The sequence below is a fragment of the Achromobacter sp. JD-1 genome, from assembly GCF_038594925.1.
In the GTDB taxonomy this organism is placed as follows: domain Bacteria; phylum Pseudomonadota; class Gammaproteobacteria; order Burkholderiales; family Burkholderiaceae_B; genus Achromobacter; species Achromobacter spanius_C.
Window position 1 is genome coordinate 444,208 of sequence record NZ_JBCGCS010000002.1, and the last position, 22,719, is coordinate 466,926.

Here is a 22,719-nt window from a genome sequence, read left to right on the forward strand (position 1 = left end):
TGGGCGGTTTCTTTCTTGCCCAGTGCCTGCCGCGCTTCACCCATCCTACCGGGTGCGTGCAACGTCTGATCGTAGGATGGGTGAAGCGCGCACGGCTGGGAGCCAGTGAATTGCCGCATGCCGCGCGTAACCCATCGGGCGATGCGACGTTCTTGCAATGGGCCGTTGACGCTCGACCGTTGCTCGATGGGTTGCGCGCGTTGGGCTGTTTCTTTCTTGCCCAGTGCCTGCCGCGCTTCACCCATCCTACCGGGTGCGTGCAACGTCTGATCGTAGGATGGGTGAAGCGCGCGCGGCTGGGCAGCAATGAATTGCCGCATGCCGCGCGCAACCCATCGGGTGGTGCCGCGTGGTGCTTACGCGTTTAGCGGCGCCGTGCTGCGTTCCAGCCAGGCCAGGGCTTCGCCTTCGACCAAGGGTGACAGGCGGTCGAAGACCGTCTTGTGATAGTCGTTCAGCCAGGCGATTTCGTCGGCGCGCAGCAGCGATACTTCAATGCAGCGCGTGTCGATCGGGCACAGCGTCAGCGTTTCAAAGCACAGGAACTCGCCTAGCTCGGACGTCAGCCAGCTGCGGTTGGCGACCAGGTTTTCGATACGCACGCCCCAACGGCCCGGACGATAGATGCCCGGTTCGTTCGACGTGATCATGCCCGGCTCCATCGCGGTATGCGGCCCCGGCATCGCGCGATACGAAATTACCTGCGGGCCTTCGTGAACGTTCAGGAAGTAGCCCACGCCGTGGCCGGTGCCATGGCCGTATTCCGCGCCGCCTTCCCAGATGGGCGCACGCGCAATCGCATCCAGCATGGGCGACGGCGTGCCGCGCGGGAAGGACGCGCGCGACAGCGCGATCATGCCCTTGAGCACCAGCGTGAAATCCACTTTCTGGTCGGCGCTGGGCGTGCCCACCGCAACCACTCGCGTGATGTCGGTGGTGCCGCCCAGGTACTGGCCACCCGAATCGATCAGCAGCAGGCCATCGCCTTCGATGGTGGCGTGCGATTCCGGCGTGGCGCGGTAATGCGGCATGGCGCCATTGGCGTTGAAGCCGGCAATGGTGGCAAAGCTGGGGCAGACGTAGGCCGGGCGGCGGGCGCGGGCGGCAGTGATCTGCTCGTCGATCGTCAGTTCGGTAATGGTTTCCTTGCCCTGTGCGCCTTCGAACCAGGCAAAGAATTCACAGAGCGCCGCCCCGTCCTGCGCCATCGCTTGCCGCACATGCGCCAGCTCGGCATCGGTCTTGCGCGACTTCAGCAAGGTGGACGGGTTGATCGCTTCAATGCGCGGCACCGCCGGGTCCATGGCGTGGAACACGCCGCAGGTCACGCGCGCCGGATCAATCAGCAGCTTTTGGTCCAGTTCCAGCGAAGCCAGGGCGTCCGCGGCCTGTGCGTACGCGGCCACTTCGACGCCATCGGCGGCCAGCGTGGCGCGCAGTGCGTCGTCGATCTTGCCGTCCGCCACGAACAACGTGGCGTGGTCCAGGCCGATCAGCGCATGTCCAACGAACACCGGGTTGTAATCCACGTCCGCGCCGCGCAGGTTCAGCAACCACGCGATATCGTCCACGGTGCAAATGAAATGCACATCGGCGCCGTGCGCCCGCATGGCGTCACGCACCTGCGCCAGCTTGTCGGCACGCGCCACGCAGGCCTCTGGCGCGACATGTTCGTAAATCTTCGCGTCGGGCAGACCCGCGCGGTCGGTCCAGATCTCGTCCAGCAGGTCTTCCCGGATTTCCAGCGTGGCGCCGGACTTGGCGGCAGCCGCCGACAAGGCGCGAAACGCCCCCAGACCCAGCACCTGGCCGTCAACGCCGATGACATCGCCCGCGCGGGTGTTGGCGGCCAGCCAATCGACATGACCCGGCGTGGACGCCAGCGCGATCTTCATCAACTGCACGCCGGTGCCAGCCAGTTGCGCCTCGGCCTGCACCCAGTAGCGGCTGTCCACCCACAAGCCTGCGAAGTCGGCCGTGACGACCAGCGTGCCAACCGACCCGGTGAAGCCCGACAGCCAGCGCCGCCCCTGCCAGCGCGCCGGCAGGTACTCGGACAGGTGCGGGTCCGAAGACGGAACGATATAGGCGGACAGGCCGCGGCGGCTCATGGCCTGCCGCAATTGGGCGATACGGGCGTCGGTGCTAGACATGGGGGATGGAATCCTTAGCGCAACATGAAAGACATGGCGGCCAGGCTGTTCAGCGTGCGGACGGCCGACTGCATGCTATCCACGGTGAATCGCAAGGTGACGCCGTCCACGCGTTCCAGCGTGGGCCACATGCAGAACAGGTCGGCCAAGGCCGCGCTCTGCGTCTGCAATCGGCATTCTATAGGGGCGGCAATGCGGAAAGGAACGGATTTCACCTCGCCGGAAGCGGCGGGGTCTTGCTTCAGCTTGCGCACCGCGGTTTCGGCGGCGGCGGCGATGACGTGGCGCGATGCTGTTGGCGACAAGGTCACCCCACTGCCCTGACCATGGGCCACCTTCGTCTGCACCCATTCGGCGCCGGGAAACGTGTCGCGGGTTTCCGCGATGAACACGTCGTCGCCCGTCGCCAAAATCACCGGCACGCCCATTTCACCGGCCAGCGCGCCGTACAGGCCCGCTTCACCCAGCTCCATGCCGTTGATGAACACACGCGCGAACGCAAAGCTGTTGATCGTGTGCGCCAGGATGCCCCGGCCTTGCGAGCGCGAGTGATAGCCAATCATGAAGACGGCGTCGCAGCCCTCTTCCAGCCCGCCCATCATGCCCAGGTAGCGCGGCTTGCCCAGCACCAGGCGGGCGCGCTCGTCCAGGCCGTCGGGCAGCAGGTTGCGAAACCCGCCATGCGAGTCATTGACCAGGATCTCGTCGGCGCCGCCCGCGAATGCACCTTGCACGGCGGCGTTGGCTTCGGCCGTCATCCAGGCGCGGGCACGCTCGTATTCGCCATTGCCGGCGCGGACCTGCTCGGGGTGGAAGACGCCGGCGACGCCTTCGATATCGGTGGAAATCAGGATCTTCATGGAATCAACCTTCAAAGAATTCAGAATGCGGTGTCGGCCAGCCACTGGCGCCATTGCGGCGCGGCCTCGCGGATGGCCGCGCGGTGATGGCCGTCGCGCCCGGTGACGGCATCGGCATGCCACAGCGCGGAAATAATGGCTTGCTCGCAGGCTTCGGCGGCCGCTTCGAACAGCGGGTCGATACGGGTTTCATGCAGCATCGCCACAGCCGGCATGGGCTGCTCGACCCGCTGCGGCACGGTGTAGGCGGTGGAAAAGGCCAGCGCGATGTCACCGCTGCCATGGCCGAACACCGAACCCGTGCGCGCCAGGCCCGCGCCTGCGCGCAGCGACAAGCGGCGCAATTGGCGCGCATCCAGCGGCGCATCGGTGGCCAGCAGCAAGATGATCGAGCCCTTCTCCGGCACGATCGCCGCGTTCTCGCCTTGCTGCACCAGGCCACGGTCCAACTGGTCCGCCAGCCGGCGGCCGAACGGGCGGCCCGCCACGCTCAGGTTGGGCAAGCGCCCGAAGTTGGCCAGCACCAGCGCGCCGACGGTGTAACGCAAGCCGGGTTGGATGGACGCCACGCGGGAGGCCGAGCCGATGCCGCCCTTGAATGAAAAGCACGACATGCCGCGCCCCGCGCCTACTGCTCCTTGCGCAAACGATTTGGTGGCGCTGGCGTAGGCATCGACGTAATGCGCTTCCTGCACGGCCAGCGCCTGGATGTCGTTCAAGTAACCGTCATTGCATTCGAACACCAGCGGGTTCACGGTGGCCATGCCGCGCCCGATCTCCGGGTTGGCCGCGATGGCCTGGCGGATCTGCGCGTTGGCCACGGTGCCCACGCCAAAGGTGTTCGTCAGCGCGATGGGCGTTTCCAGCACGCCCAGTTCCTGCACCTGGATCAGTCCGGTGCTTTTGCCGAAGCCGTTCAGCACGGTTGCAGAGGCGGGAACCTTGTCCAGATAGGGGTCGCCAGCATGCGGGCGCACGACGGTGACGCCGGTCTGCTGCGCGCCGTCGGCCAGTGTGCAGTGTCCGACGGTGACGTCACCCACGTCGCAAATCGAATCCAGCGGTCCCGACGGCAGCACGCCAATGCGGGGAAAATCCAGCACTTGTTTGTCCATGGTTTTCGCCAAGGTCCTTAATGCAAAACGCCGCCGCCCTTCGTTCAATTCACACGCAACCAATTCGAGTTGCGCGTGGAACGAGGACGGCGGCGAGAAAAACGACGCTTTACTTGCGATCGATCTTCGGATCGAGCGCGTCGCGCAGGCCGTCGCCCAGCAGGTTGAAGGCCAGCACCGTCAGGAAGATTGCCAGGGCCGGGAAGATGGCCACGTGCGGGGCAATCACCATATCGGCGCGCGCTTCGTTCAGCATGGCGCCCCACTCCGGCGTGGGAGGCGATGCGCCCATGCCCAGGAACGACAAGCTGGCGGCGGTGATGATCGACGTACCGATACGCATCGTGCCGTACACCACGATCGGCGAGATCGTGCCGGGCAGGATGTGGCGCATGATGATCGTCCAGTCGGACGCGCCCACGCTCTTGACCGCTTCGACGTAGGTCATCTGCTTGATCGACAGCGTGTTGCCGCGCACCAGGCGGGCAAACGCCGGCACGCTGAACACGGCCACGGCCACGATCACGTTGATCATGCTGGAACCCAGCACGGCCACCACGCCGATGGCCAGCAGCATGCCCGGAAATGCCAGTAGCACGTCCGAGATACGCATGGTGATGCGTTCCCACCAGCCTTCGTAGTAGCCGGCCATCAAGCCCATGAACGTACCCACGATGGCGCCCATGGCCACCGACAGGAAGCCCGCGGCCAGCGAAATCCGCGCGCCCATGACGATGCGGCTGAAGATGTCGCGGCCCAGCGAATCCACGCCCAGCCAGTGGGTCAGCGACGGGCCGGCGTTCAGCGCGTCGTAGTCGAAGAAGTTTTCGGCGTCGAAGGGCACGATCCACGGCGCGAAGGCCGCGACCACCACCAGCAGCAGCACGAAGATGCCGGCGCCCACGCCCAGCTTCTGCTTCTTGAATTTGCGCCAGAACTCGGTGGCGGGCGTACGCACGTCGTTCTTCGGAACGGCGGCGATGGTCGTGGCGGGTGTCGTATTGCTCATGGCCGCCTCACTTGTAACGGATGCTGGGATTGATGACGCCATAGAGCACGTCGACAATCAGGTTGATCAGGATGAATTCCAGCGAGAACAGCAGCACCAGGCCCTGAATCACCGGATAGTCGCGTTGGGTCACGGCGTCAACCAGCAGGCGGCCAAGGCCGGGCCAGTTGAAGACGGTTTCGACCACGATCGAGCCGCCCAGCAAGAAGCCGAATTGCAGACCCATCATGGTGACAACCGGAATCAGCGCGTTGCGCAGCGCATGCTTGATGACGACGCGGCGCTCGGTCAGGCCCTTGGCCCGGGCCGTGCGTACGAAGTCTTCCTGGATGACTTCCACAAACGAAGCGCGGGTAAAGCGCGCCATGACGGCGGCCACCGCGGCGCCCAGCGTGAGGGACGGCAGGATGTAATGTTTCCAGCTGGAGGCGCCCACGGTCGGCAGCCAGCCCAGGTTCACGGAAAACACCTGCATCAGCATCATGCCCAGCGCGAAGGCGGGGAAAGAAATGCCTGACACCGCCAGTGTCATGCCCAGACGGTCGGGCCAGCGATTGCGCCAGACCGCCGAGACAATGCCGATGATCATGCCGAAGGTGACTGACCACGCCATGCTGGCGAGCGTCAACCACAGCGTGGGCATGAAGCGGTCGGAAATTTCGGTCGAGACGGGCCGCTTGGTACGCAGCGAGGTACCCAGGTCGCCTTGCAGCATGTTGCTGAAGTAGCGCACGAACTGCTGCGGCAGGGGCAGATCCAGCCCAAGTTCCTTGCGCACCAGCTCGACCGTTTGCTGGTCGGCCTCCTGGCCCGCGGCCAGTCGCGCCGGGTCGCCCGGAAGCATGTGCACAAACAGGAACACGACCACGGCTACCAGCAGCAGCGTGGGGATCATGCCCAGAAGACGTTTGACGATGTAGGTCAGCATTGAAATTCCTGCAACATCGGCGGGGACACCGCGCCCCCGCCGAATGTGGCCTTACAAGGGCCCGAAGGCCCCGAGAGTGACTGCTAGGTTTACTGCTTCAGGTCGATGTCGCCGAACCAGAACGAGGTGTCCGGTTCCACATACACGCCCGACAGGTTCTTCGACTTCACATACAGGTTGTTCTGGGTCACCAGGAAGGCCCACGGGGCGTCCTTCCAGATGGTTTCCTGAACGTTCTTGTAGATTTCCGTCTTCTTGGCGCGGTCGGTCGTGGCCAGAGCTTCTTGAACGCCGGCGTCAACCGTCTTGTTCGAGTAGTAGGACACGTTGTTCAGCACGGGCGGGAAAGCGGGGGTGGTCAAGAGCGGACGCAGGCCCCAGTCGGCTTCACCGGTCGAGGACGACCAGCCCGCGTAGTACATGCGAACCTTGGCGTCTTCCGGCTTCTGCACTTGCTGCACACGCTGCACGCGCTGACCCGATTCCAGCACTTCCACTTGCACCTTGATGCCGACTTGCGCCAGCTGCTGCTGCAGGAACTGAACCACCTTCACCGAGGTGCCGTCGTTATAGGCGGACCACAGGGTGCTTTCAAAGCCGTTGGGGTAGCCGGCTTCAGCCAGCAGGGCCTTGGCCTTCTTCAGGTCATACGGCCACGGGCCGGTCTTGTGCGCGTAGTCCACACCCTTGGGCACCACGCCGTCAACGACGGTGGCATAGCCCGAGAAAGCGACCTTGGCCAGGGCTTCCTTGTTGATGGCGTAGTTGATGGCTTCACGCACCTTGACGTTGTCGAACGGCTTTTGCTGCGTGTTCATCGACAGGTAGCGTGCCATGATCGAGTTCTGGTGATCGACCACGTCCAGCTTGTCGTTCTTCTTCAGCACGGCGGCTTGTTCGAACGGCACCGGGAAAGCGAACTGCGCTTCGCCCGTCTGCACCACGGCGGCGCGGGTGTTGTTGTCGGTCACGGTACGGAAGGTCAGCGTGTCGACCTTGGGGTAGCCCTTCTTCCAGTAGCCGTCGAACTTCTTGACCTTCAGGTATTCAGCCGGCTTCCATTCGACGAATTCGAACGGGCCGGTGCCCACCGGGTGGAAACCGATTTCCTTGCCGTACTTGGCCAGGGCGGCCGGCGAGATCATCATGGCGGCCGGGTGGGCCAGCGCGTTGATGAAGGCCGAGAACGGCTTCTTCAGCGTGATCTTGACGGTCATCGGGTCAACCACTTCGGTCTTGTCGATGACGCTGAACTGGATGTAGCGCGACAGGCGATTGTCCGGGTTGGACGGACGATCGAAGTTGATCTTGACCGCTTCGGCGTTGAAGTCGGTGCCGTCGTGGAACTTCACGCCGGGACGCAGCTTGAACGTGTAGACCAGGCCGTCTTCGCTGACCGAGTAGTCGGTGGCCAGCACCTTCTGGATCTTCAGGTCTTTGTCGAATTCGAACAGGCCTTCGTAGTAGGCCTTGCCGGCAGCCTGGTTCAGGGTGCTGTTGGTGTTGTACGGATCAAGCGTTTCCAGTGCGATGGAGACGGCAAACGTCACGTCCTTGGACGCGTGCGCCAACGGCGAAGTGAGCACACCGAAGGCCACCGCGGCGGCGGCCATCAGCTTGGTGGGGCGCAGAACTTTCATCATTGCAACTCCTGGTTCCAAATTGGAATTAGGGGGTTTGGTGGAAGAAAAACAAGTACGACAACGGAATCAATACGCGCCGCCGACCGCATGGCGGGCAACGAAGTGATCGGTTCCAACCTGCACCAGCGGCTGCACCACGGGCTCGTCGCCGAGCTTGCGGATCGGGCTGGGAATTTCATCGGACAACAAGGTGCGCTTGAGGTGACGGCGCGCCGGATCGGCGATCGGCACGGCCGACATCAGCTTCTTGGTGTACGGGTGCTGCGGGTTTTCGAAGATGGCGCGGCGCGGGCCGATCTCAACGATCTGGCCCAGGTACATGACCGCCACGCGGTGGCTCACGCGCTCCACCACGGCCATGTCGTGCGAAATGAACAGGAACGAAATGCCCATGTCGCGTTGCAGGTCGATCAGCAGGTTCACGATCTGCGCCTGGATGGACACGTCCAGCGCCGACACGGATTCGTCCGCGATCACCACCTTGGGGTTCAGCGCCAGCGCGCGCGCGATGCAGATGCGCTGGCGTTGGCCGCCCGAGAATTCATGCGGGTAGCGCTGCGCCATTTCAGGCGGCATGCCCACGCGCTCAAGCAGATCGGCCACGCGGCGTTCGGCTTCCTTGCCCTTGGCCACGCCGTGCACCAGCAGCGGCTCCATGATGGAAAAGCCGACGGTCACGCGCGGGTCCAGCGACGCAAACGGGTCCTGGAACACGAACTGGATGTCGCGGCGCAGGGATTGCAATTCGTTGTTCTTCAGGCTGACGATGTCGCGGCCACCGAACTTGATCTCGCCGCCCTGGCTTTCCACCAGGCGCAGCAGCGAGCGGCCGGTGGTGGACTTGCCGCAACCGGATTCCCCCACCAACGACAGCGTTTCGCCGGGGTACAGGTCGAAGCTGACCTTCTCCACCGCATGCACGCGGCGTTGCACGCGGCTGAGGATGCCGCCGCGCAGGTCGAAGCGGGTCACCAGGTTGCGCACGGAAAGAATCGGCTCGCGCTTGGCGGCCGGCACTTCCTGCGTGCTGGCAATGCCGGGCTCCGCCACGGGCTGCACCTGGCCTTCCACTTGCAGCAAGGGGAAACGCGCGGGCAAGTCGGTGCCTTCCATCGCGCCCAGCTTCGGCACGGCGGACAGCAGCGCCTTGGTGTAGCTGTGGCGCGGCTCGGCGAACACCTGTTCCGACGGGCCTTCCTCGACCTTGTCGCCGCGATACATCACCAGAACGCGGTCGGCCACTTCGGCCACCACGCCCATGTCGTGGGTGATGAACACCACGCCCATGTGCATTTCTTCCTGCAACTGACGGATCAGTTGCAGGATCTGCGCCTGGATGGTGACGTCCAGCGCGGTGGTGGGTTCGTCGGCAATCAGCAGCGCCGGCTTGCAGGCCAGCGCCATGGCGATCATCACGCGTTGACGCATGCCGCCCGAGAGTTGATGCGGGTAGCGGTCCAGCACCGACTTGGCTTCCGGAATGCGCACCTGCTCCAGCATGCGCAGCGCTTCGGCGCGAGCGGCGGCGGCGTCCTTGCCCTGGTGCTGGCGGATCGACTCGGCAATCTGGTCGCCGGCGGTGAACACCGGGTTCAAGGACGTCATCGGCTCCTGGAAGATCATGGCCATGTCGGCGCCGCGCACATTGCGCATGACGCGTTGGCTGGATCCGGCCAGATCGATCACGGAGCCGTTACGGCGACGCAGCGCCATGCGGCCCTGGGCGATACGGCCGCCGCCATGTTCCACCAGACGCATCAGGGCCAGGGACGTTACCGACTTGCCCGAACCCGATTCGCCCACGATGGCCAGGGTTTCACCCCGGTCCACATGGAACGACAAGTTGCGCACGGCTTCGACCGTGCGCTCCGAACCCACGAAGCGCACTGTCAGGTCGTCGACCTGGACCACGCGGTTTTCCGGCAGCGCCAGGCTGTTTGCGCGATCAACCATCTTTATTAATCCCCAAAATCAAAACAGAACCCGCCACGCTCATCGGTAGATGGCGGTGACCGGCTTTTCGCCAACGCGGGCGTAACCTCGATACATACCTTCCGTGTTGAACGGCAAGGCCACATTGCCCTGGGCGTCAACGGCCACCAGGCCGCCCTTGCCGCCAATAGTGGGCAGTTTTTCCATCACGACGCGGTCGGCTGCTTCTTGCAGCGACGCCCCGCAATACTCCATCTGGGCCGCCACGTCGTAAGCGGCGACCATGCGGATGAACATCTCGCCGGTACCCGTGGTGGACACGGCGCAAGTCTTGTTGCTGGCGTAGGTGCCGGCGCCGATCATGGGCGCATCGCCCACGCGGCCGACCTGCTTGTTGGTGATGCCGCCGGTCGACGTGGCAGCGGCCACGTTGCCCTCTGCATCCACGGCCACCGCGCCCACCGTGCCGAACTTCTTGTCGGCGTCCAGCGGGTCGGCTGGCGCGGGCTGGCCGCGCGCAACCATGGCTTGGCCGTCATGGTCCAGCACGGCGGCGTCCGGCGTTTCGCGCTGCACACGCAGCAATTGTTCGCGGCGAGCCTCGGTCGAAAAGTACGAGGGGTCAACGATTTCCAGGCCTTCAGCCTTGGCGAAGGCTTCGGCGCCCTCGCCCACGAAGAACACGTGCTTGCTGTTTTCCATGACACGGCGCGCCGCGAAAATCGGGTTGCGCACGCAGTTCACGTTGGCGATGGCGCCCGAACGCAGCGTGGAGCCGTCCATGATGGACGCGTCCAATTCATGCGTGGCCGCGCTGGTGAACACGGCGCCGTGGCCGGCATTGAACAAGGGGCAGTCTTCCAGCAGGCGCACGGCTTCGGTCACGGCGTCCAGGGCGCTGCCGCCACGGGCCAGCACGGCCTGGCCGGCTGTCAGGATGGACTCCAGGGCGGCCAGGTATTCCTGTTCTTTCTCGGGCGACATGGCCGCGCGGGACATCGCGCCGGCGCCACCGTGAATGGCAATCACGGGTTGAATCATCGTTTACCTACTCCATGGATAAGCCACGGCATCACGGACTGGGTCACCCCAGCGGCTGCCGCAACGGAATTCTCGGCCCGATAGGCCACCGCGGCGGACAGGGCTTCGATCAAACCCAGCGCGGCGGTTTCGGAATTGGGGATCAACTGGCGCGCCGAGTACGCGTACAGCACGACGGAGGCCGTGGGCGCCAAGGGCGAGGTGGGCTTGTCGGTCAGCACCAACACCGGCACGCCCGCCTGCTTGGCAGCGGCGGCCAAGGTCACGGTGTCGGCCAGATAACGGGGAAAGCCAATGGCAATGACCAGGTCCTTGTCGGTCATGCGCGACATCTGGCGCGCCGCGTGCGACACGCCGCCCGGCCCGGCCAGCGACTCGACGGAGCGCAGGTGCATGCACAGGCCACGTTGCAGCAGGCCGGCCAGGAAACCGCTGGCCCCGAAACCGATGATGAAGACGCGGTCGGCGGCCAGGATGGCTTGCACCGCCTGCTCACAGGCGCCCGAGTCCAGCGCCTGCAAGTTGCGCTGGGCGTTGCGGATGTCTTCTTCAAGCGTGGCGGCAAAGATCTGCACGGCGCTGGCGGAATGCGCCAATTCGGTGCGCAGCTTTTCCACGGGTTCCAGCGCGGCTTCGAAGCCGCGAGCCAGCTCGGCGCGAAACTGCGGGTAGCCCGGCAAGTCCAGGGCGCGCGCAAAACGGTTGGCCGTTGCCACCGACACGCCGACCGCTACGGCGAATTCGTCGATGGTCATGGTGGCCACGCGGAATTGATGCGCCAGCACGTATTCGGCCATCTTGTGCTGAGTCCGGCTCAGCGCGGGCTGAGCCCGGGCGATCCGATCAGCGATCGACAGTACGGCCTTGGTCATCTTTTTTGGGAGTGCGTCTTAGCGGGTGTTTGTGTAAATCTGTTTACACGCAAATTTTAAATAAGAAAATTCCTTTTCATACTAAGGGTATACCCGTGAATTTATGTAACGGTGGGCGAAAAGAAACGGGGTCGGTTTGAGGTACGCTATTGGCGCCTCTTTTCTTGCCTTGGAATGCCGCCATGCCCAATTGGATCTGTAAGCCCCACCAGGAGCTGACCGTTGCGGAGATCTACGCGATTCTCCAGCTACGCACCGAAGTGTTTGTCGTTGAGCAGGAATGCATCTTTCAGGACATCGATGGAAAGGATCTGGTCGGGCAGACTTCGCACTTGATGGCCTGGCAGGACGGTCAGTTGGCGGCGTATTGCCGGATTCTGGATCCGTCACTGAATAAGAATGGTGATATCGAGATCGGCCGGGTTATCAGCGCGCCCTGGACGCGAGGTCAGGGGCTGGGGCATGAGTTGATACGCCATGCGATGGCGGAGGTGCGCAGGTGTTGGCCGGGGCGTGCGATGTACTTGGGTGCGCAGGCCCGACTGCGGGGGTACTACGGCGGGCACGGGTTTGTGCAGGTGACCGAGGAATATATGGAAGACGGGATTCCGCATGTGGGGATGCGGTTGGCGTAGGCCCGGCGCGCACGCATGAAAAAAAACGCCCCTTGCGGGGCGTTGTCGTTACAGTGCCGAGACGTCTAGCTTGGCCAGGGTTTTGGACTGGATTTCGTCGACGGTTACGCCGGGAGCCGTTTCCAGCAGCTTCAAGCCATTTTCCGTGACTTCCATCACGCCCAGGTCGGTGATGATCAGGTCGACCACCCCCACGCCAGTCAGCGGCAGGTTGCATTCGGGCAGCAGCTTGATGTCTTCGGTGCCGTCCTTCTTCTTGGCCACGTGTTCCATCAGGACCACGACGCGGCCAACGCCGGCCACCAGGTCCATCGCGCCGCCCATGCCCTTGACCATCTTGCCGGGAATCATCCAGTTGGCCAGGTCGCCCTTTTCGGACACCTGCATCGCGCCCAGGATGGCCAGGTTGATCTTGCCGCCGCGGATCATTGCAAACGAATCGGCGGACGAGAAGATCGACGAGCCGGGCAGCGTCGTCACCGTCTGCTTGCCGGCGTTGATCAGGTCAGCGTCGACTTCGGCGTCAGTGGGGAACGGGCCAATGCCCAGCAGGCCGTTCTCGGATTGCAGCCACACCTCAACACCCTTGGGCACGTGGTTGGCCACCAGGGTCGGCAGGCCGATACCCAGGTTCACATAAAAACCGTCTTGCAGCTCGCGCGCGGCGCGCGCGGCCATTTCATCGCGGGACCATGCCATGTCGTCTTCTCCTTAGGCCGGGCGAGTGGTGCGTTGTTCGATGCGCTTTTCCGGCGTCGTGTTCAGCACGATCCGTTGCACATAGATGCCGGGCAGGTGGATCTGATCGGGATCCAGGCTGCCGGTGTCAACGATTTCTTCGACTTCAACCACCGTGAACTTGCCGGCCATGGCGACGTTCGGGTTGAAGTTGCGGGCCGTCTTGCGGAACACCAGGTTGCCGCTGCGGTCGGCAATGTGCGCCTTGACCAGCGACACGTCCGGCGTCAGCGAACGTTCCATCACGTATTGCTGGCCGTCGAACTCGCGGATTTCCTTGCCGTCGGCCACGATGGTGCCCACGCCGGTGCGGGTGAAAAAGGCGGGAATGCCGGCGCCACCAGCGCGCAGCTTCTCGGCCAGCGTGCCCTGCGGGGTGAACTCAAGCTCAAGTTCGCCCGACAGGTATTGGCGTTCGAATTCCTTGTTTTCGCCCACGTAGGACGCGATCATCTTGCGCACCTGGCGCGTGTTCAGCAACTGGCCCAAGCCAAAGCCGTCGACGCCCGCATTGTTGCTGACGCAGGTCAGGTCCTTCACGCCCGAATCGCGCAGCGCGGCGATCAGGGCCTCGGGAATACCGCAAAGGCCGAAACCGCCCACGGCGATCATCTGACCGTCCTTGACGATGCCTGCCAGCGCCTCCTGGGCGCTTGCAAAAACCTTGTCCATCGCTCCAACTCCTAGTTAAGGTCTAACCGAAGAGAGCCCGCCCCGCCGCTTGCGCGGTGTGTCCCATGGGGGAACAAGAAAATCGGGGAAAGCCCTGTTTTTCCTTGGAGCGCGGCTGCCGGCGTCGGCCCCAGATGGCATCACGATACTGCCCGATGTCTCTGGGTCGCGGCGCCGAGGGTGGCGCGCCCCTTTATTTCTCTTGTGATTTTGCGCTTGATTTTAACGGCATGACGGGCGATTCCGCGCCCCTAATCTCAAGCAGCGTCTCAAGCGGCCGCCTGAAATTGCGTGGCCATCTGCGCCAGCACTTCGGGCGGCCACGGTGCGGACGTATTGGCCACGTAGTCCATCCAGACTAGCACGTTGCGTCCGCGCGCATAGGGGCCGGCGTCGTCGCCGACCTTCTCCAGCAACAGCTCGAATTCCGCGCTGGAACGGCCAATGCGCGTGACCTTGTGGATGACGCGAACCGTGGCCGGATAGGTCAGCGGGCGCAGGAAATCGCAAGACGCGTGGGCCAGGATGGCGCCGTTGTCAGCGGGCAGCTCGAAGCCCGCGTCGTACAGGATCTGCATGCGAGCCTCTTCCATGAGGCGGAAATACAGCGTGTTGTTCAGATGATTCAAGGCGTCTGAGTCGCCCCAACGCAAGGGCAATTCCACCTGATGGGTATCGCCCACCGCCAGAATCCGCGCAGACAGATTGTCCGGGTTCACCGATTACTCCTGAAGGCTAAAAGAAATACGAAGGCATGCACGGCCTCCGCCTGCAATACAATCGCCGATAATACTTCCAGCCAAATATGGAATACATACGGGGAGCTTTGCAAATGTCTGAACGCGAGTCGATGGAATATGACGTGGTCGTGGTTGGCGGTGGACCCGCCGGCTTGGCCACCGCAATCCGTCTAAAGCAGCTGGCCGCTGAAAAGAATCAGGAAATCGGCGTGTGCGTCCTGGAGAAAGGCGCGGAACTGGGTGCACACATCCTGTCCGGCGCCGTCATGGACCCGCTGGCGCTGACCGAACTTATCCCCGACTGGAAAGAAAAAGGCGCGCCGCTGACCGTGCCGGTCACGCAGGACAAGTTCATGTTCCTGTCCCAGACCGGCGCGCGCACCACGCCAAACTGGATGCTGCCGCCCTGTTTCCACAACGAGGGCAACTACATCGTCCGCCTGGGCGACGTCGTCAAATGGATGGGCGAGCAAGCCGAGGCGCTGGGCGTGGACATCTTCCCCGGCTTCGCCGCGGTTGAAGTGCTGTACGACGAAAACGGCGCCGTGCGCGGCGTGGCCACCGGCGACATGGGCGTGGCCCGCGACGGTACGCACACCGACCACTACCAGCCCGGCATGGAACTGCATGCCCGCTACACCGTGTTCGGCGAAGGCTCGCGCGGCCAACTGGGCCGCCAACTGATCGAACGCTTCAAGCTGGACGACGGCCGCAACCCGCAGTCCTACGGCATCGGCATCAAGGAAATGTGGGAAGTCGACCCGGCGCAATCCAAGCCCGGCCTCGTCATCCACACGGCCGGCTGGCCGCTGGATTCCGACACCTACGGCGGTTCGTTCCTGTACCACCTGGACAACAACCTGGTGGCCGTGGGCATGATCGTCGGCCTGGACTACGCCAACCCCTGGCTGTCGCCGTTCGACGAATTCCAACGCTACAAGACGCACCCCGCCATCCGCGGCACCTTCGAAGGCGGCAAGCGCATTGCCTACGGCGCGCGCGCCATCACGGCGGGCGGTTTGATGTCCTTGCCCAAGCTGACGTTCCCGGGCGGCGTGCTGGTCGGCTGCGAGGCCGGCTTCCTGAACGCGTCCCGCATCAAGGGCAGCCATGCCGCCATCAAGTCGGGCAAGATGGCCGCCGAAGCCGCGTTCGACGCCCTGCTGGCCGACCGCCGCCAAGACGAGCTGGCCGCGTATCCGAAGGCTTTCGAAGCATCGTGGCTGCACGCGGAATTGAACAAGGCGCGCAACTTCAAGCAGTGGTTCAAGAAGGGCCGCACCATCGCCACGCTGATGACGGGCGTGGAGCAACTGCTGCTCAAGGGCAAGATGCCCTGGACCCTGCGCCACAACAAGCCCGACCACGCCTGTCTGCAACCGGCTTCCGAATGCGCGCGCATCGACTACCCGAAGCCCGATGGCAAGCTCACCTTCGACAAGCTCAGCTCGGTGTTCATTTCGAATACCAACCACGAAGAAAACGAGCCCATCCACCTGACCTTGAAGGATCCGTCGGTGCCGGTGCAGGTGAACCTGGCCAAGTACGGTGGGCCGGAATCGCGTTACTGCCCGGCCGGCGTGTACGAATTCATCAAGGACGACCACGGCGAAGACCGTTTGCAGATCAACGCGCAGAACTGCGTGCACTGCAAGACCTGCGACATTAAAGACCCTACCCAGAACATCGTCTGGGTAGCCCCGCAAGGCGGCGAAGGGCCCGTCTACAGCGGCATGTAAATCCCGGCCAGGGTTGTTCAACGCCCTGCCTCAAGGCGCCTTCCGGGGCGCCTTTTTCACGAACCAAGGCGGCATCATGACTGAACGCGTACTTCTCATCGGCTGTGGCGACCTCGGCCAGCGCGTGGCCCGGCGCTTCCTGGCGCGTGGCGACCAGGTGACCGCGCTGCGCCGCCACCCGCCCACCGACGACAGCGGCATCCAATGGCTGCAAGGCGACATTACGCGCGCGGATACGCTGCCCGAATTACCGGCCGGCGTCACGCGGCTGATCCATCTGCCCGCCCCCGGTGGGCGCGACCCGGCCTTGTATCGCGGCGTCTTCATCGATGGCTTGCAGAACGTGCTGAACGTGTTGGATACGTCGCAGTTAAAGCGCGTGGTGTTCGTGTCATCCAGCGCCGTGTATGGCGAACACCATGGCGACTGGGTCACCGAAGATACGCCGCCCGCGCCGCAAGGCTTCAACGGCCAGATTCTGCTTGAAGCAGAAGCCGCGCTGGCCGCGCGCGGCCTGTCGTCTACCGCGCTGCGGCTGGCCGGACTGTATGGACCCGGCCGGCTGCAATTGATCGAGCGCCTGCGCAGCGGCGCGGCAGGCGCGCCGACGCAGCCTGAACATTGGGCCAACCGTATCCACATCGACGACGCGGCCGCCGCCGTGGTGCATCTGGCGCTGTTGCCCAAGGTTGAACCGGCGTATATCGGGTGCGACGACACACCGCTGCCGCTGCGCACGCTCTATGTCGAGCTCGCTGCCATGATTGGCGCGCCCGCGCCGCGTGTCGCCCCTGCCCCGGCGAATGTGGGCAGCAAGAAGCTCAATAACGGGCGGCTGCGCGCCAGCGGCTTCACACTGCAATGGCCGGATTCACGCCAGGGTTACGCGGCGCTGCTGGCGGACGCTGGCGCCCGCCAGCCAGGCACGTCGCAGGCATAGTTCGGCCTGCATCGAATCGTTGCATGCCCGGGGGGCAGATACTGGCAGCCGGATCTCCTACCGGCCACGCCATGCTTCCCGCCCATCCCCTGCTTGCCGTCACGCACGGCGACCCCTACCCCTACTACGCCGCGCTGGCGCGCGAGAAGCCCATGTACCACGACGACGCGCTAGGCCTTTGGGTCGCCAGCCACCCTGACACGATCACGGCCGTGATGCGCAATCCAACTGCGCGCGTCCGTCCGCCATCGGAACCTGTGCCGCGCGCCCTGTGCGCCGGCCCCGCAGGCACGCTGTTCGGCCGCTTCGTACGCATGAACGACAGCGATATGCACACACGGCTGAAGGCCTTGCTGGCGGCATACATCCAGGAACAAGGCACGCAAGCCTGTACCCCGCGATGGCCCGCGATACCGGCCTTGGACGCCGCTGCCATAGACCGCTACCTGACCGCCGCCCCCGTGCATGCTCAAGCAGCCTTCCTGGGACTGCCCCCCGCCCTGCACGCCGATAGCGCTGCGCAGATTGCCACGTTCCTGTCCGCCCTGCCCACCACCGCTGATGCGGACCAGATAGCCGCCGGACATGCCGCTGCCGACGCGCTGCAACGCCGCCTGGAATCCTTCCTGCTCGCCGCCGACGCCGGCCCGGCCTTGCGCAAGCTGCGAGATGACGGCGCCCGCGCGCAGATCCCCGCTGCCGTGCTGGCGGCGAACCTTGCCGGCCTGTTGTTTCAGTCGTGCGAAGCCGGCGCCGGGCTGCTGGGCAACGCGCTGATCCATGCCGGCAGGCGCGGCGTGTCTGCCGATGCCGTCCCCGCCGACGCCGACGCGATCGTCGACCACGTCATCCGCCACGATCCGCCCCTGCACAACACGCGGCGGTTTCTGGCGGACGCCATCTCGGTGTGCGGCCAGCGGATCGAGGCCGGCCAGACCGTGCTGCTGATATTGGCCGCGGCGGCAACGGTCCAGCCCGATGCCGGCTGGACATTCGGCGCGCAACGCCACGCCTGTCCCGGCCAAGGGCTTGCGCGCCGCCACGCTGCGGACGCGCTGTTTCATTTGCTGCAAGCCGGAGCCGACGCGGCCGCTCTGGCATCCCGTTTCCGGTATCGGCCGCTGCCCAATGCACGCGTGCCACAGTTTGCGTTTTCAAAGGAACCCACCCCATGATCGCCGTGATATTCGAAGTTGAACCCGCCAACGGCAACGCCGATCCCTATCTGGACATTGCCGCTGGCCTGATCGACGATCTCAAGACCATCGATGGCTTCCTCTCGGTCGAGCGCTTTCAAAGCCTGAGCACGCCGGGCAAGCTGCTGTCGCTGTCATTCTGGCGCGATGAAGACGCCGTCAAGCGCTGGCGTTCACTGGAGTCGCATCGCCGCGCCCAGGAAGCCGGACGCGGCGGCGTGTTTCAGAACTATCGGCTGCGCGTTGCGCAGGTACTGCGCGACTACGGCATGGCTGAACGAGACCAGGCGCCCGCCGACAGCCGCCAACGACACGGTTGATGCCGCCCCGCCCCGTTCAGGCCAGGTGGCGCGCCACCGCCTGAACCACACGCTGGACGTCATCAGCCGACACGTCCAGGTGCGTGACCAGGCGCGTGGGGCCGCCATAGACGGCGCGCATCAGAATGCCGTCTTTGCCCAGCGCGTCGGTCAGTGAATCGCAACGGGATGGCTCGAACTCCACGAACAACATGTTCGTATCCTGGCTCAGTACCTTCACGCCTGGAATAGCCCGCAAGCCTTCGGCTAGCGCCCGCGCGTTCTCGTGGTCGTCAGCCAGACGCTCAACGTGATGTTCCAGCGCATACAGGCAGGCGGCCGCCAGCACGCCGGATTGGCGCAATCCGCCGCCCAGCACCTTGCGCCAGCGATACGCGCGGGCGATCAGTTCCTTGCTGCCCACCAGCACCGATCCCACCGGCGCGCCCAAGCCTTTTGAAAAGCAGATGGACACCGAGTCGAAGGGCTGGCACATGTCGACCAATGGCTTGCCACTGGCCACCGCCGCGTTGAACACGCGCGCGCCGTCCAGATGGGTCGCCAAGCCTTCCTTGCGCGCCCAATCCGTGGCGGCCTGGATGTAGCCGGCCGGAATCAGCTTGCCGTGAAAGGTGTTTTCCAAAGCCAGCAAACGGGTACGGGCAAAGTGCGGATCGTCCTGTGGCTTGACCGCCGCCGCCAGCTTCTCCAGCGGCAGCGAGCCGTCTTCGGCGTGTTCGATGGGCTGGGGCTGGATGCTGCCCAACACGGCCGCGCCACCGCCTTCGTACTTGTAGGTGTGCGCCAACTGCCCCACCAGGTATTCATCGCCGCGATCGCAATGGGCCATCAACGCGGCCAGATTGCTTTGCGTGCCCGACGGAAAGAACAGCCCCGCCGCCTTGCCGGCGCGTTCGGCTACCGCCGCCTGAAGCTGGATCACGGTGGGGTCGTCGCCCATCACGTCATCACCCAGGGGGGCGGAAACCATGGCCTGCAACATGGCGGGCGTGGGCCGTGTGACGGTGTCGCTGCGCAGATCGATCATTGGAAAATCCTTGATAGGCAAGAGAGGGGATCGGGAACGGAAGTCGGAAGCTTGGAATCAGGATGCGCGGGCGGCGGGCGCGGCCCGGCTCACCACGAAGATGCCGGCCAGGATCAGCACCATGCCGCCCAGTTCGACCAGCGTGGGGGTCTCGGACAGAATCGCCCAGGCCAGCAGCATGGCAACCACGGGCACACCCAGGCTGGACAGGCCCGCAATCGAAGCGGGCACGCGGCGCACTACCTGCAACCACAGCAGCCAACCCGCCGCCGTGGCAATCAAGATGATGTAGGTCATGCCCGTCCATAGCGGCCAATCCCACTGCGCCGTCATCTGCGGCACCAGGTACGCCACGGGCACCATGACCAGACCGCCGAACAGCATCTGCCACGCGGTGAACGTCATGACGTCGGGCGCGTGGCATTCAAACATGCGCTTGGACAGCACCGTGCCCACGCCCCAGCACAGGCCGCTGCCCAGGCCCAGCAACACGGGGCGGATATCGCCCAGGCCGTTCCACGGTTCAACAAAACAGACCAGCCCGATCGCCGCCAGGCCAATACCCACGCCATGCTTGGCCGACGGGCGCTCGCCCAGCAGCCACCACGCAAACAGCACCACCCAGAACGGCATGGTGTAGGCCATCAGCGAGACCTTGCCCACGCCGCCCGACACCAACGCCGTCTGCACGAAGCCCTGGAATCCCGCCGTCTGGGTCAGCCCGATCAGCAGGGTCAATTTCCATGGGGGCATGCCCAGCGGCCGGCGGGTGGCAATGGCCAGCGCGAACAGCACCAGGCTGCCCACCACATAACGCAAGGCCACGAAGTCGAAGGGGCCGATGTAAGGCACGATCAGTTTCATCGCGATCCAGCTACCCGCCCAGACCACGATGGTGCTGAACATCAGGGCAAGTCCTGCGCGATCAAAACTGCTGCCGTTCACGTGGTTGGCTCCGTCTTGTGAAAGTAAAAAAACAAGGGCACGAAAAAGAAAAGACGCCCGGACCGGCGATTACCGGTGCGGGCGTCTGACATTATGCTCCTGTCGCCAAGAGGTAGACCGGCCGCTTATGGCCGATCGCACTTACTTACAGCGGCTTGGCCAATTGCTCGAGAATGGCGGGGTTTTCCAGCGTGGACACGTCCTGCGTGACTTCCTCGCCCTTGGCCACCACGCGGAGCAGTCTGCGCATGATCTTGCCCGAACGCGTCTTGGGCAGGTTGTCGCCAAAGCGGATGTCCTTGGGCTTGGCGATGGGGCCAATTTCCTTGGCGACCCAGTCACGCAATTGCTTGGCGATAGCTTGCGCCTCTTCACCTTCCGGACGCGCCTGCTTGAGCACCACGAAGGCCACCACGGCTTCGCCGGTGGTGTCGTCCGGGCGGCCAACCACGGCGGCTTCCGCCACCAGTTCGTGCGCCACCAAGGCCGATTCCACTTCCATCGTGCCCAGGCGGTGGCCCGACACGTTCAGCACGTCGTCGATGCGGCCCATGATCCAGAAGTAGCCATCCGCATCGCGCTGAGCACCGTCGCCGGCCAGGTAATAACCCCGCAGTTCCGACGGGAAGTAGCTTTTCTTGAAGCGCTCCGGGTCGCCCCAGATGTTGCGGATCATCGCGGGCCACGGGCGCTTGATGACCAGGAACCCGCCATTGCCCTTTTCTACGTCGCCCCCGGTTTCATCGACGATGGCGGCGGCGATGCCCGGCAGCGGCAGCGTGCACGAACCCGGCTTGGTGGGCGTGGCGCCCGGCAAGGGGGTGATCATGTGGCCACCGGTTTCGGTCTGCCACCAGGTGTCCACGATCGGGCAGCGTTCGCGGCCGACGTGTTTGTGATACCACATCCAGGCTTCGGGGTTGATGGGTTCACCCACCGTGCCGATGATGCGCAAGCTGTCCAGATCGTAATTTTTCGGGTGCGCGTCCGGCGTCGTTTCCGACGCCTTGATCAGCGAACGGATGGCCGTGGGCGCCGTGTAGAACGTGGTGACCTTGTGGCGCGCGATCATGTCCCAGAAGCGGCCGGCGTTGGGGTACGTGGGCACGCCCTCGAACACCACCTGCGTCAACCCGGCGGCCAGCGGGCCGTAGGTGATGTAGGTGTGGCCCGTAACCCAGCCCACGTCGGCCGTGCACCAATAGACGTCGTCCTTGCGGGCGTCGAAAGTCCACTTCACGGTCAGCAGCGCCCACAGCAGATAGCCTGCCGACGAATGCTGCACGCCCTTGGGCTTGCCGGTGGAACCGGACGTGTAAAGGATGAACAGCGGGTGTTCGGCGTTGACCGGCACGGGTTCGCAGGTGTCGGGCTGGCCGGCCTCGACCTCATGCATCCAGAGGTCGCGGCCTTCGTTCCACTGCACCTTGCCGCCGGTGCGGCGGTACACGATCACTTTGCCGACGGCTTCGCAGCCGCCCATGGCGATGGCGTCTTCCACGGCGGGCTTGAGCGGAATGGTCTTGCCGCCGCGCACCTGTTCGTCGGCGGTGATGACCAGCGATGCGCCCACGTCCACGATGCGCTCTTGCAGGCTCTTGGCCGAAAAGCCGCCGAACACCACCGAGTGCGTCACGCCCAGGCGCGCGCAGGCCTGCATGGCCACCACGGCTTCGATCGACATGGGCATGTAGATGATGGCGCGGTCGCCCTTCTTGTAGCCCAGGTCCTTCAGGCCATTGGCGAAGCGGCACACGCGCGCCAGCAGTTCGCGGTAGGTCACCTTGTTGACCGTACCATCGTCGCCTTCGAAGATGATTGCAGTCTTGTCGGCGTTGCCGTTGGTCAGGTGCACGTCCAGGCAGTTGGCCGACACGTTCAGTTCACCATCGCCGAACCAGCGGTAGAACGGCGCGTCGGACTCATCCAGCACTTGCGTAAAGGGCGTGGTCCATTGCAGATTGTCGCGGGCCTGGCCGGCCCAAAAGCCGTCGAAATCGTTTTCCACCTGGGCGCACAACGCGTTGTAGGCGTCCATGCTGGGAATCGCCGCGCCTTGGGCCGCGCGTTCGGGCGGCGGGAAAACACGGGTTTCTACCAAGACGGACTCAATTGCATTCGACATGATCTTGTCTCCAAACGGTGATTTTGTTGTTGATGCCGCTGTTTTGCCTTGGCCGCCGAACCGCAAGCTTCGTGAAGGATTACGACGCG

Annotated in this window: 20 protein-coding genes; 5 read left to right on the forward strand and 15 right to left on the reverse strand. The window is 64.3% G+C overall.

Annotation, left to right across the window (positions count from 1 at the left end):
- Window positions 1–356 precede the first annotated feature (356 nt).
- The 9 genes from WBR68_RS05275 to WBR68_RS05315 form a co-directional block, all read right to left on the reverse strand.
- A complete protein-coding gene (locus WBR68_RS05275) occupies window positions 357–2,153 on the reverse strand; it encodes an aminopeptidase P family protein (RefSeq protein WP_230693654.1) in 1,797 nt (598 codons plus the stop codon).
- 14 nt (window positions 2,154–2,167) lie between these two features.
- Window positions 2,168–3,013 carry a M55 family metallopeptidase gene (locus WBR68_RS05280; protein ID WP_230693655.1) on the reverse strand — a complete coding sequence of 282 codons (846 nt, stop codon included), beginning with the start codon at window positions 3,011–3,013 and terminating at the stop codon, window positions 2,168–2,170.
- 20 nt (window positions 3,014–3,033) lie between these two features.
- Complete coding sequence (locus WBR68_RS05285; protein WP_230693656.1) at window positions 3,034–4,128, reverse strand: DmpA family aminopeptidase; 1,095 nt, start codon at window positions 4,126–4,128, stop codon at window positions 3,034–3,036.
- 109 nt (window positions 4,129–4,237) lie between these two features.
- Window positions 4,238–5,137: a glutathione ABC transporter permease GsiD gene (gsiD, locus tag WBR68_RS05290; protein WP_050447674.1), complete on the reverse strand. Its 900-nt coding sequence runs from the start codon at window positions 5,135–5,137 to the stop codon at window positions 4,238–4,240.
- Window positions 5,138–5,144: 7 nt separating this feature from the next.
- A complete protein-coding gene (gene gsiC / locus WBR68_RS05295) occupies window positions 5,145–6,065 on the reverse strand; it encodes a glutathione ABC transporter permease GsiC (RefSeq protein ID WP_050447673.1) in 921 nt (306 codons plus the stop codon).
- A gap of 89 nt (window positions 6,066–6,154) precedes the next feature.
- Window positions 6,155–7,708: a glutathione ABC transporter substrate-binding protein GsiB gene (gene gsiB / locus WBR68_RS05300; RefSeq protein ID WP_050447672.1), complete on the reverse strand. Its 1,554-nt coding sequence runs from the start codon at window positions 7,706–7,708 to the stop codon at window positions 6,155–6,157.
- Between the two features lie 66 nt (window positions 7,709–7,774).
- The gene (locus WBR68_RS05305) at window positions 7,775–9,661 is read right to left on the reverse strand and encodes a dipeptide ABC transporter ATP-binding protein (protein WP_050447671.1); all 1,887 of its coding nucleotides are present in this window, start codon (window positions 9,659–9,661) and stop codon (window positions 7,775–7,777) included.
- Between the two features lie 39 nt (window positions 9,662–9,700).
- Complete coding sequence (locus tag WBR68_RS05310; protein ID WP_230693657.1) at window positions 9,701–10,681, reverse strand: isoaspartyl peptidase/L-asparaginase family protein; 981 nt, start codon at window positions 10,679–10,681, stop codon at window positions 9,701–9,703.
- The gene (locus WBR68_RS05315) at window positions 10,678–11,553 is read right to left on the reverse strand and encodes a MurR/RpiR family transcriptional regulator (protein WP_050447669.1); all 876 of its coding nucleotides are present in this window, start codon (window positions 11,551–11,553) and stop codon (window positions 10,678–10,680) included. Before WBR68_RS05315 ends, WBR68_RS05310 begins: the two co-directional genes overlap by 4 nt.
- Window positions 11,554–11,735: 182 nt before the next feature.
- Between WBR68_RS05315 and WBR68_RS05320 the strand changes: the two genes are divergently transcribed.
- Window positions 11,736–12,188 carry a GNAT family N-acetyltransferase gene (locus tag WBR68_RS05320; RefSeq protein WP_050447668.1) on the forward strand — a complete coding sequence of 151 codons (453 nt, stop codon included), beginning with the start codon at window positions 11,736–11,738 and terminating at the stop codon, window positions 12,186–12,188.
- 48 nt (window positions 12,189–12,236) lie between these two features.
- Here WBR68_RS05320 and WBR68_RS05325 read toward each other — a convergent pair whose 3' ends face one another.
- The 3 genes from WBR68_RS05325 to WBR68_RS05335 all read right to left on the reverse strand — a co-directional run bounded on the left by WBR68_RS05325 (window position 12,237) and on the right by WBR68_RS05335 (window position 14,317).
- The gene (locus WBR68_RS05325; RefSeq protein WP_050447667.1) at window positions 12,237–12,887 is read right to left on the reverse strand and encodes a CoA transferase subunit B; all 651 of its coding nucleotides are present in this window, start codon (window positions 12,885–12,887) and stop codon (window positions 12,237–12,239) included.
- Window positions 12,888–12,899: 12 nt separating this feature from the next.
- Window positions 12,900–13,598 (reverse strand): CoA transferase subunit A, encoded by a 699-nt coding sequence (locus tag WBR68_RS05330; protein WP_050447666.1) that lies wholly within the window; start codon window positions 13,596–13,598, stop codon window positions 12,900–12,902.
- Between the two features lie 269 nt (window positions 13,599–13,867).
- Window positions 13,868–14,317 carry an acyl-CoA thioesterase gene (locus WBR68_RS05335; protein ID WP_167401066.1) on the reverse strand — a complete coding sequence of 150 codons (450 nt, stop codon included), beginning with the start codon at window positions 14,315–14,317 and terminating at the stop codon, window positions 13,868–13,870.
- A gap of 113 nt (window positions 14,318–14,430) precedes the next feature.
- Here WBR68_RS05335 and WBR68_RS05340 point away from each other — a divergent pair, with 113 nt between their 5' ends.
- The 4 genes from WBR68_RS05340 to WBR68_RS05355 all read left to right on the forward strand — a co-directional run bounded on the left by WBR68_RS05340 (window position 14,431) and on the right by WBR68_RS05355 (window position 18,533).
- Window positions 14,431–16,077, forward strand: a complete 1,647-nt coding sequence (locus tag WBR68_RS05340; protein ID WP_050447664.1) for an electron transfer flavoprotein-ubiquinone oxidoreductase — start codon at window positions 14,431–14,433, stop codon at window positions 16,075–16,077.
- A 76-nt stretch (window positions 16,078–16,153) separates the two neighbouring features.
- Window positions 16,154–17,017, forward strand: a complete 864-nt coding sequence (locus WBR68_RS05345) for an NAD-dependent epimerase/dehydratase family protein (protein WP_230693658.1) — start codon at window positions 16,154–16,156, stop codon at window positions 17,015–17,017.
- A 71-nt stretch (window positions 17,018–17,088) separates the two neighbouring features.
- Complete coding sequence (locus WBR68_RS05350) at window positions 17,089–18,192, forward strand: cytochrome (protein ID WP_230693659.1); 1,104 nt, start codon at window positions 17,089–17,091, stop codon at window positions 18,190–18,192.
- A complete protein-coding gene (locus WBR68_RS05355; protein WP_230693660.1) occupies window positions 18,189–18,533 on the forward strand; it encodes an antibiotic biosynthesis monooxygenase family protein in 345 nt (114 codons plus the stop codon). The genes WBR68_RS05350 and WBR68_RS05355 overlap by 4 nt, the downstream gene beginning before the upstream one ends.
- A gap of 16 nt (window positions 18,534–18,549) precedes the next feature.
- Here the strand turns inward: WBR68_RS05355 and ltaE are convergent, their stop codons facing one another.
- From ltaE to acs, 3 genes are all read right to left on the reverse strand, one after another.
- Window positions 18,550–19,560, reverse strand: a complete 1,011-nt coding sequence (gene ltaE, locus WBR68_RS05360) for a low-specificity L-threonine aldolase (RefSeq protein ID WP_230693661.1) — start codon at window positions 19,558–19,560, stop codon at window positions 18,550–18,552.
- Window positions 19,561–19,617: 57 nt separating this feature from the next.
- A complete protein-coding gene (locus tag WBR68_RS05365; RefSeq protein ID WP_230693662.1) occupies window positions 19,618–20,505 on the reverse strand; it encodes a DMT family transporter in 888 nt (295 codons plus the stop codon).
- A gap of 145 nt (window positions 20,506–20,650) precedes the next feature.
- Window positions 20,651–22,630: an acetate--CoA ligase gene (gene acs, locus WBR68_RS05370; protein WP_230693663.1), complete on the reverse strand. Its 1,980-nt coding sequence runs from the start codon at window positions 22,628–22,630 to the stop codon at window positions 20,651–20,653.
- Window positions 22,631–22,719 lie beyond the last annotated feature (89 nt).

Excerpts from the sequence above, each read along its gene's own strand:
- ltaE (WP_230693661.1), bottom strand. The coding sequence starts at position 19,560 with ATGATCGATCTGCGCAGCGACACCGTCACACGGCCCACGCCCGCCATG.
- WBR68_RS05285 (WP_230693656.1), bottom strand. The coding sequence starts at position 4,128 with ATGGACAAACAAGTGCTGGATTTTCCCCGCATTGGCGTGCTGCCGTCG.
- gsiC (WP_050447673.1), bottom strand. The coding sequence starts at position 6,065 with ATGCTGACCTACATCGTCAAACGTCTTCTGGGCATGATCCCCACGCTG.
- WBR68_RS05340 (WP_050447664.1), top strand. The coding sequence starts at position 14,431 with ATGTCTGAACGCGAGTCGATGGAATATGACGTGGTCGTGGTTGGCGGT.
- WBR68_RS05355 (WP_230693660.1), top strand. The coding sequence starts at position 18,189 with ATGATCGCCGTGATATTCGAAGTTGAACCCGCCAACGGCAACGCCGAT.
- WBR68_RS05345 (WP_230693658.1), top strand. The coding sequence starts at position 16,154 with ATGACTGAACGCGTACTTCTCATCGGCTGTGGCGACCTCGGCCAGCGC.
- WBR68_RS05280 (WP_230693655.1), bottom strand. The coding sequence starts at position 3,013 with ATGAAGATCCTGATTTCCACCGATATCGAAGGCGTCGCCGGCGTCTTC.
- WBR68_RS05315 (WP_050447669.1), bottom strand. The coding sequence starts at position 11,553 with ATGACCAAGGCCGTACTGTCGATCGCTGATCGGATCGCCCGGGCTCAG.
- WBR68_RS05320 (WP_050447668.1), top strand. The coding sequence starts at position 11,736 with ATGCCCAATTGGATCTGTAAGCCCCACCAGGAGCTGACCGTTGCGGAG.
- WBR68_RS05350 (WP_230693659.1), top strand. The coding sequence starts at position 17,089 with ATGCTTCCCGCCCATCCCCTGCTTGCCGTCACGCACGGCGACCCCTAC.
- gsiD (WP_050447674.1), bottom strand. The coding sequence starts at position 5,137 with ATGAGCAATACGACACCCGCCACGACCATCGCCGCCGTTCCGAAGAAC.
- WBR68_RS05275 (WP_230693654.1), bottom strand. The coding sequence starts at position 2,153 with ATGTCTAGCACCGACGCCCGTATCGCCCAATTGCGGCAGGCCATGAGC.
- WBR68_RS05330 (WP_050447666.1), bottom strand. The coding sequence starts at position 13,598 with ATGGACAAGGTTTTTGCAAGCGCCCAGGAGGCGCTGGCAGGCATCGTC.
- WBR68_RS05325 (WP_050447667.1), bottom strand. The coding sequence starts at position 12,887 with ATGGCATGGTCCCGCGATGAAATGGCCGCGCGCGCCGCGCGCGAGCTG.
- gsiB (WP_050447672.1), bottom strand. The coding sequence starts at position 7,708 with ATGATGAAAGTTCTGCGCCCCACCAAGCTGATGGCCGCCGCCGCGGTG.
- WBR68_RS05310 (WP_230693657.1), bottom strand. The coding sequence starts at position 10,681 with ATGATTCAACCCGTGATTGCCATTCACGGTGGCGCCGGCGCGATGTCC.
- acs (WP_230693663.1), bottom strand. The coding sequence starts at position 22,630 with ATGTCGAATGCAATTGAGTCCGTCTTGGTAGAAACCCGTGTTTTCCCG.
- WBR68_RS05305 (WP_050447671.1), bottom strand. The coding sequence starts at position 9,661 with ATGGTTGATCGCGCAAACAGCCTGGCGCTGCCGGAAAACCGCGTGGTC.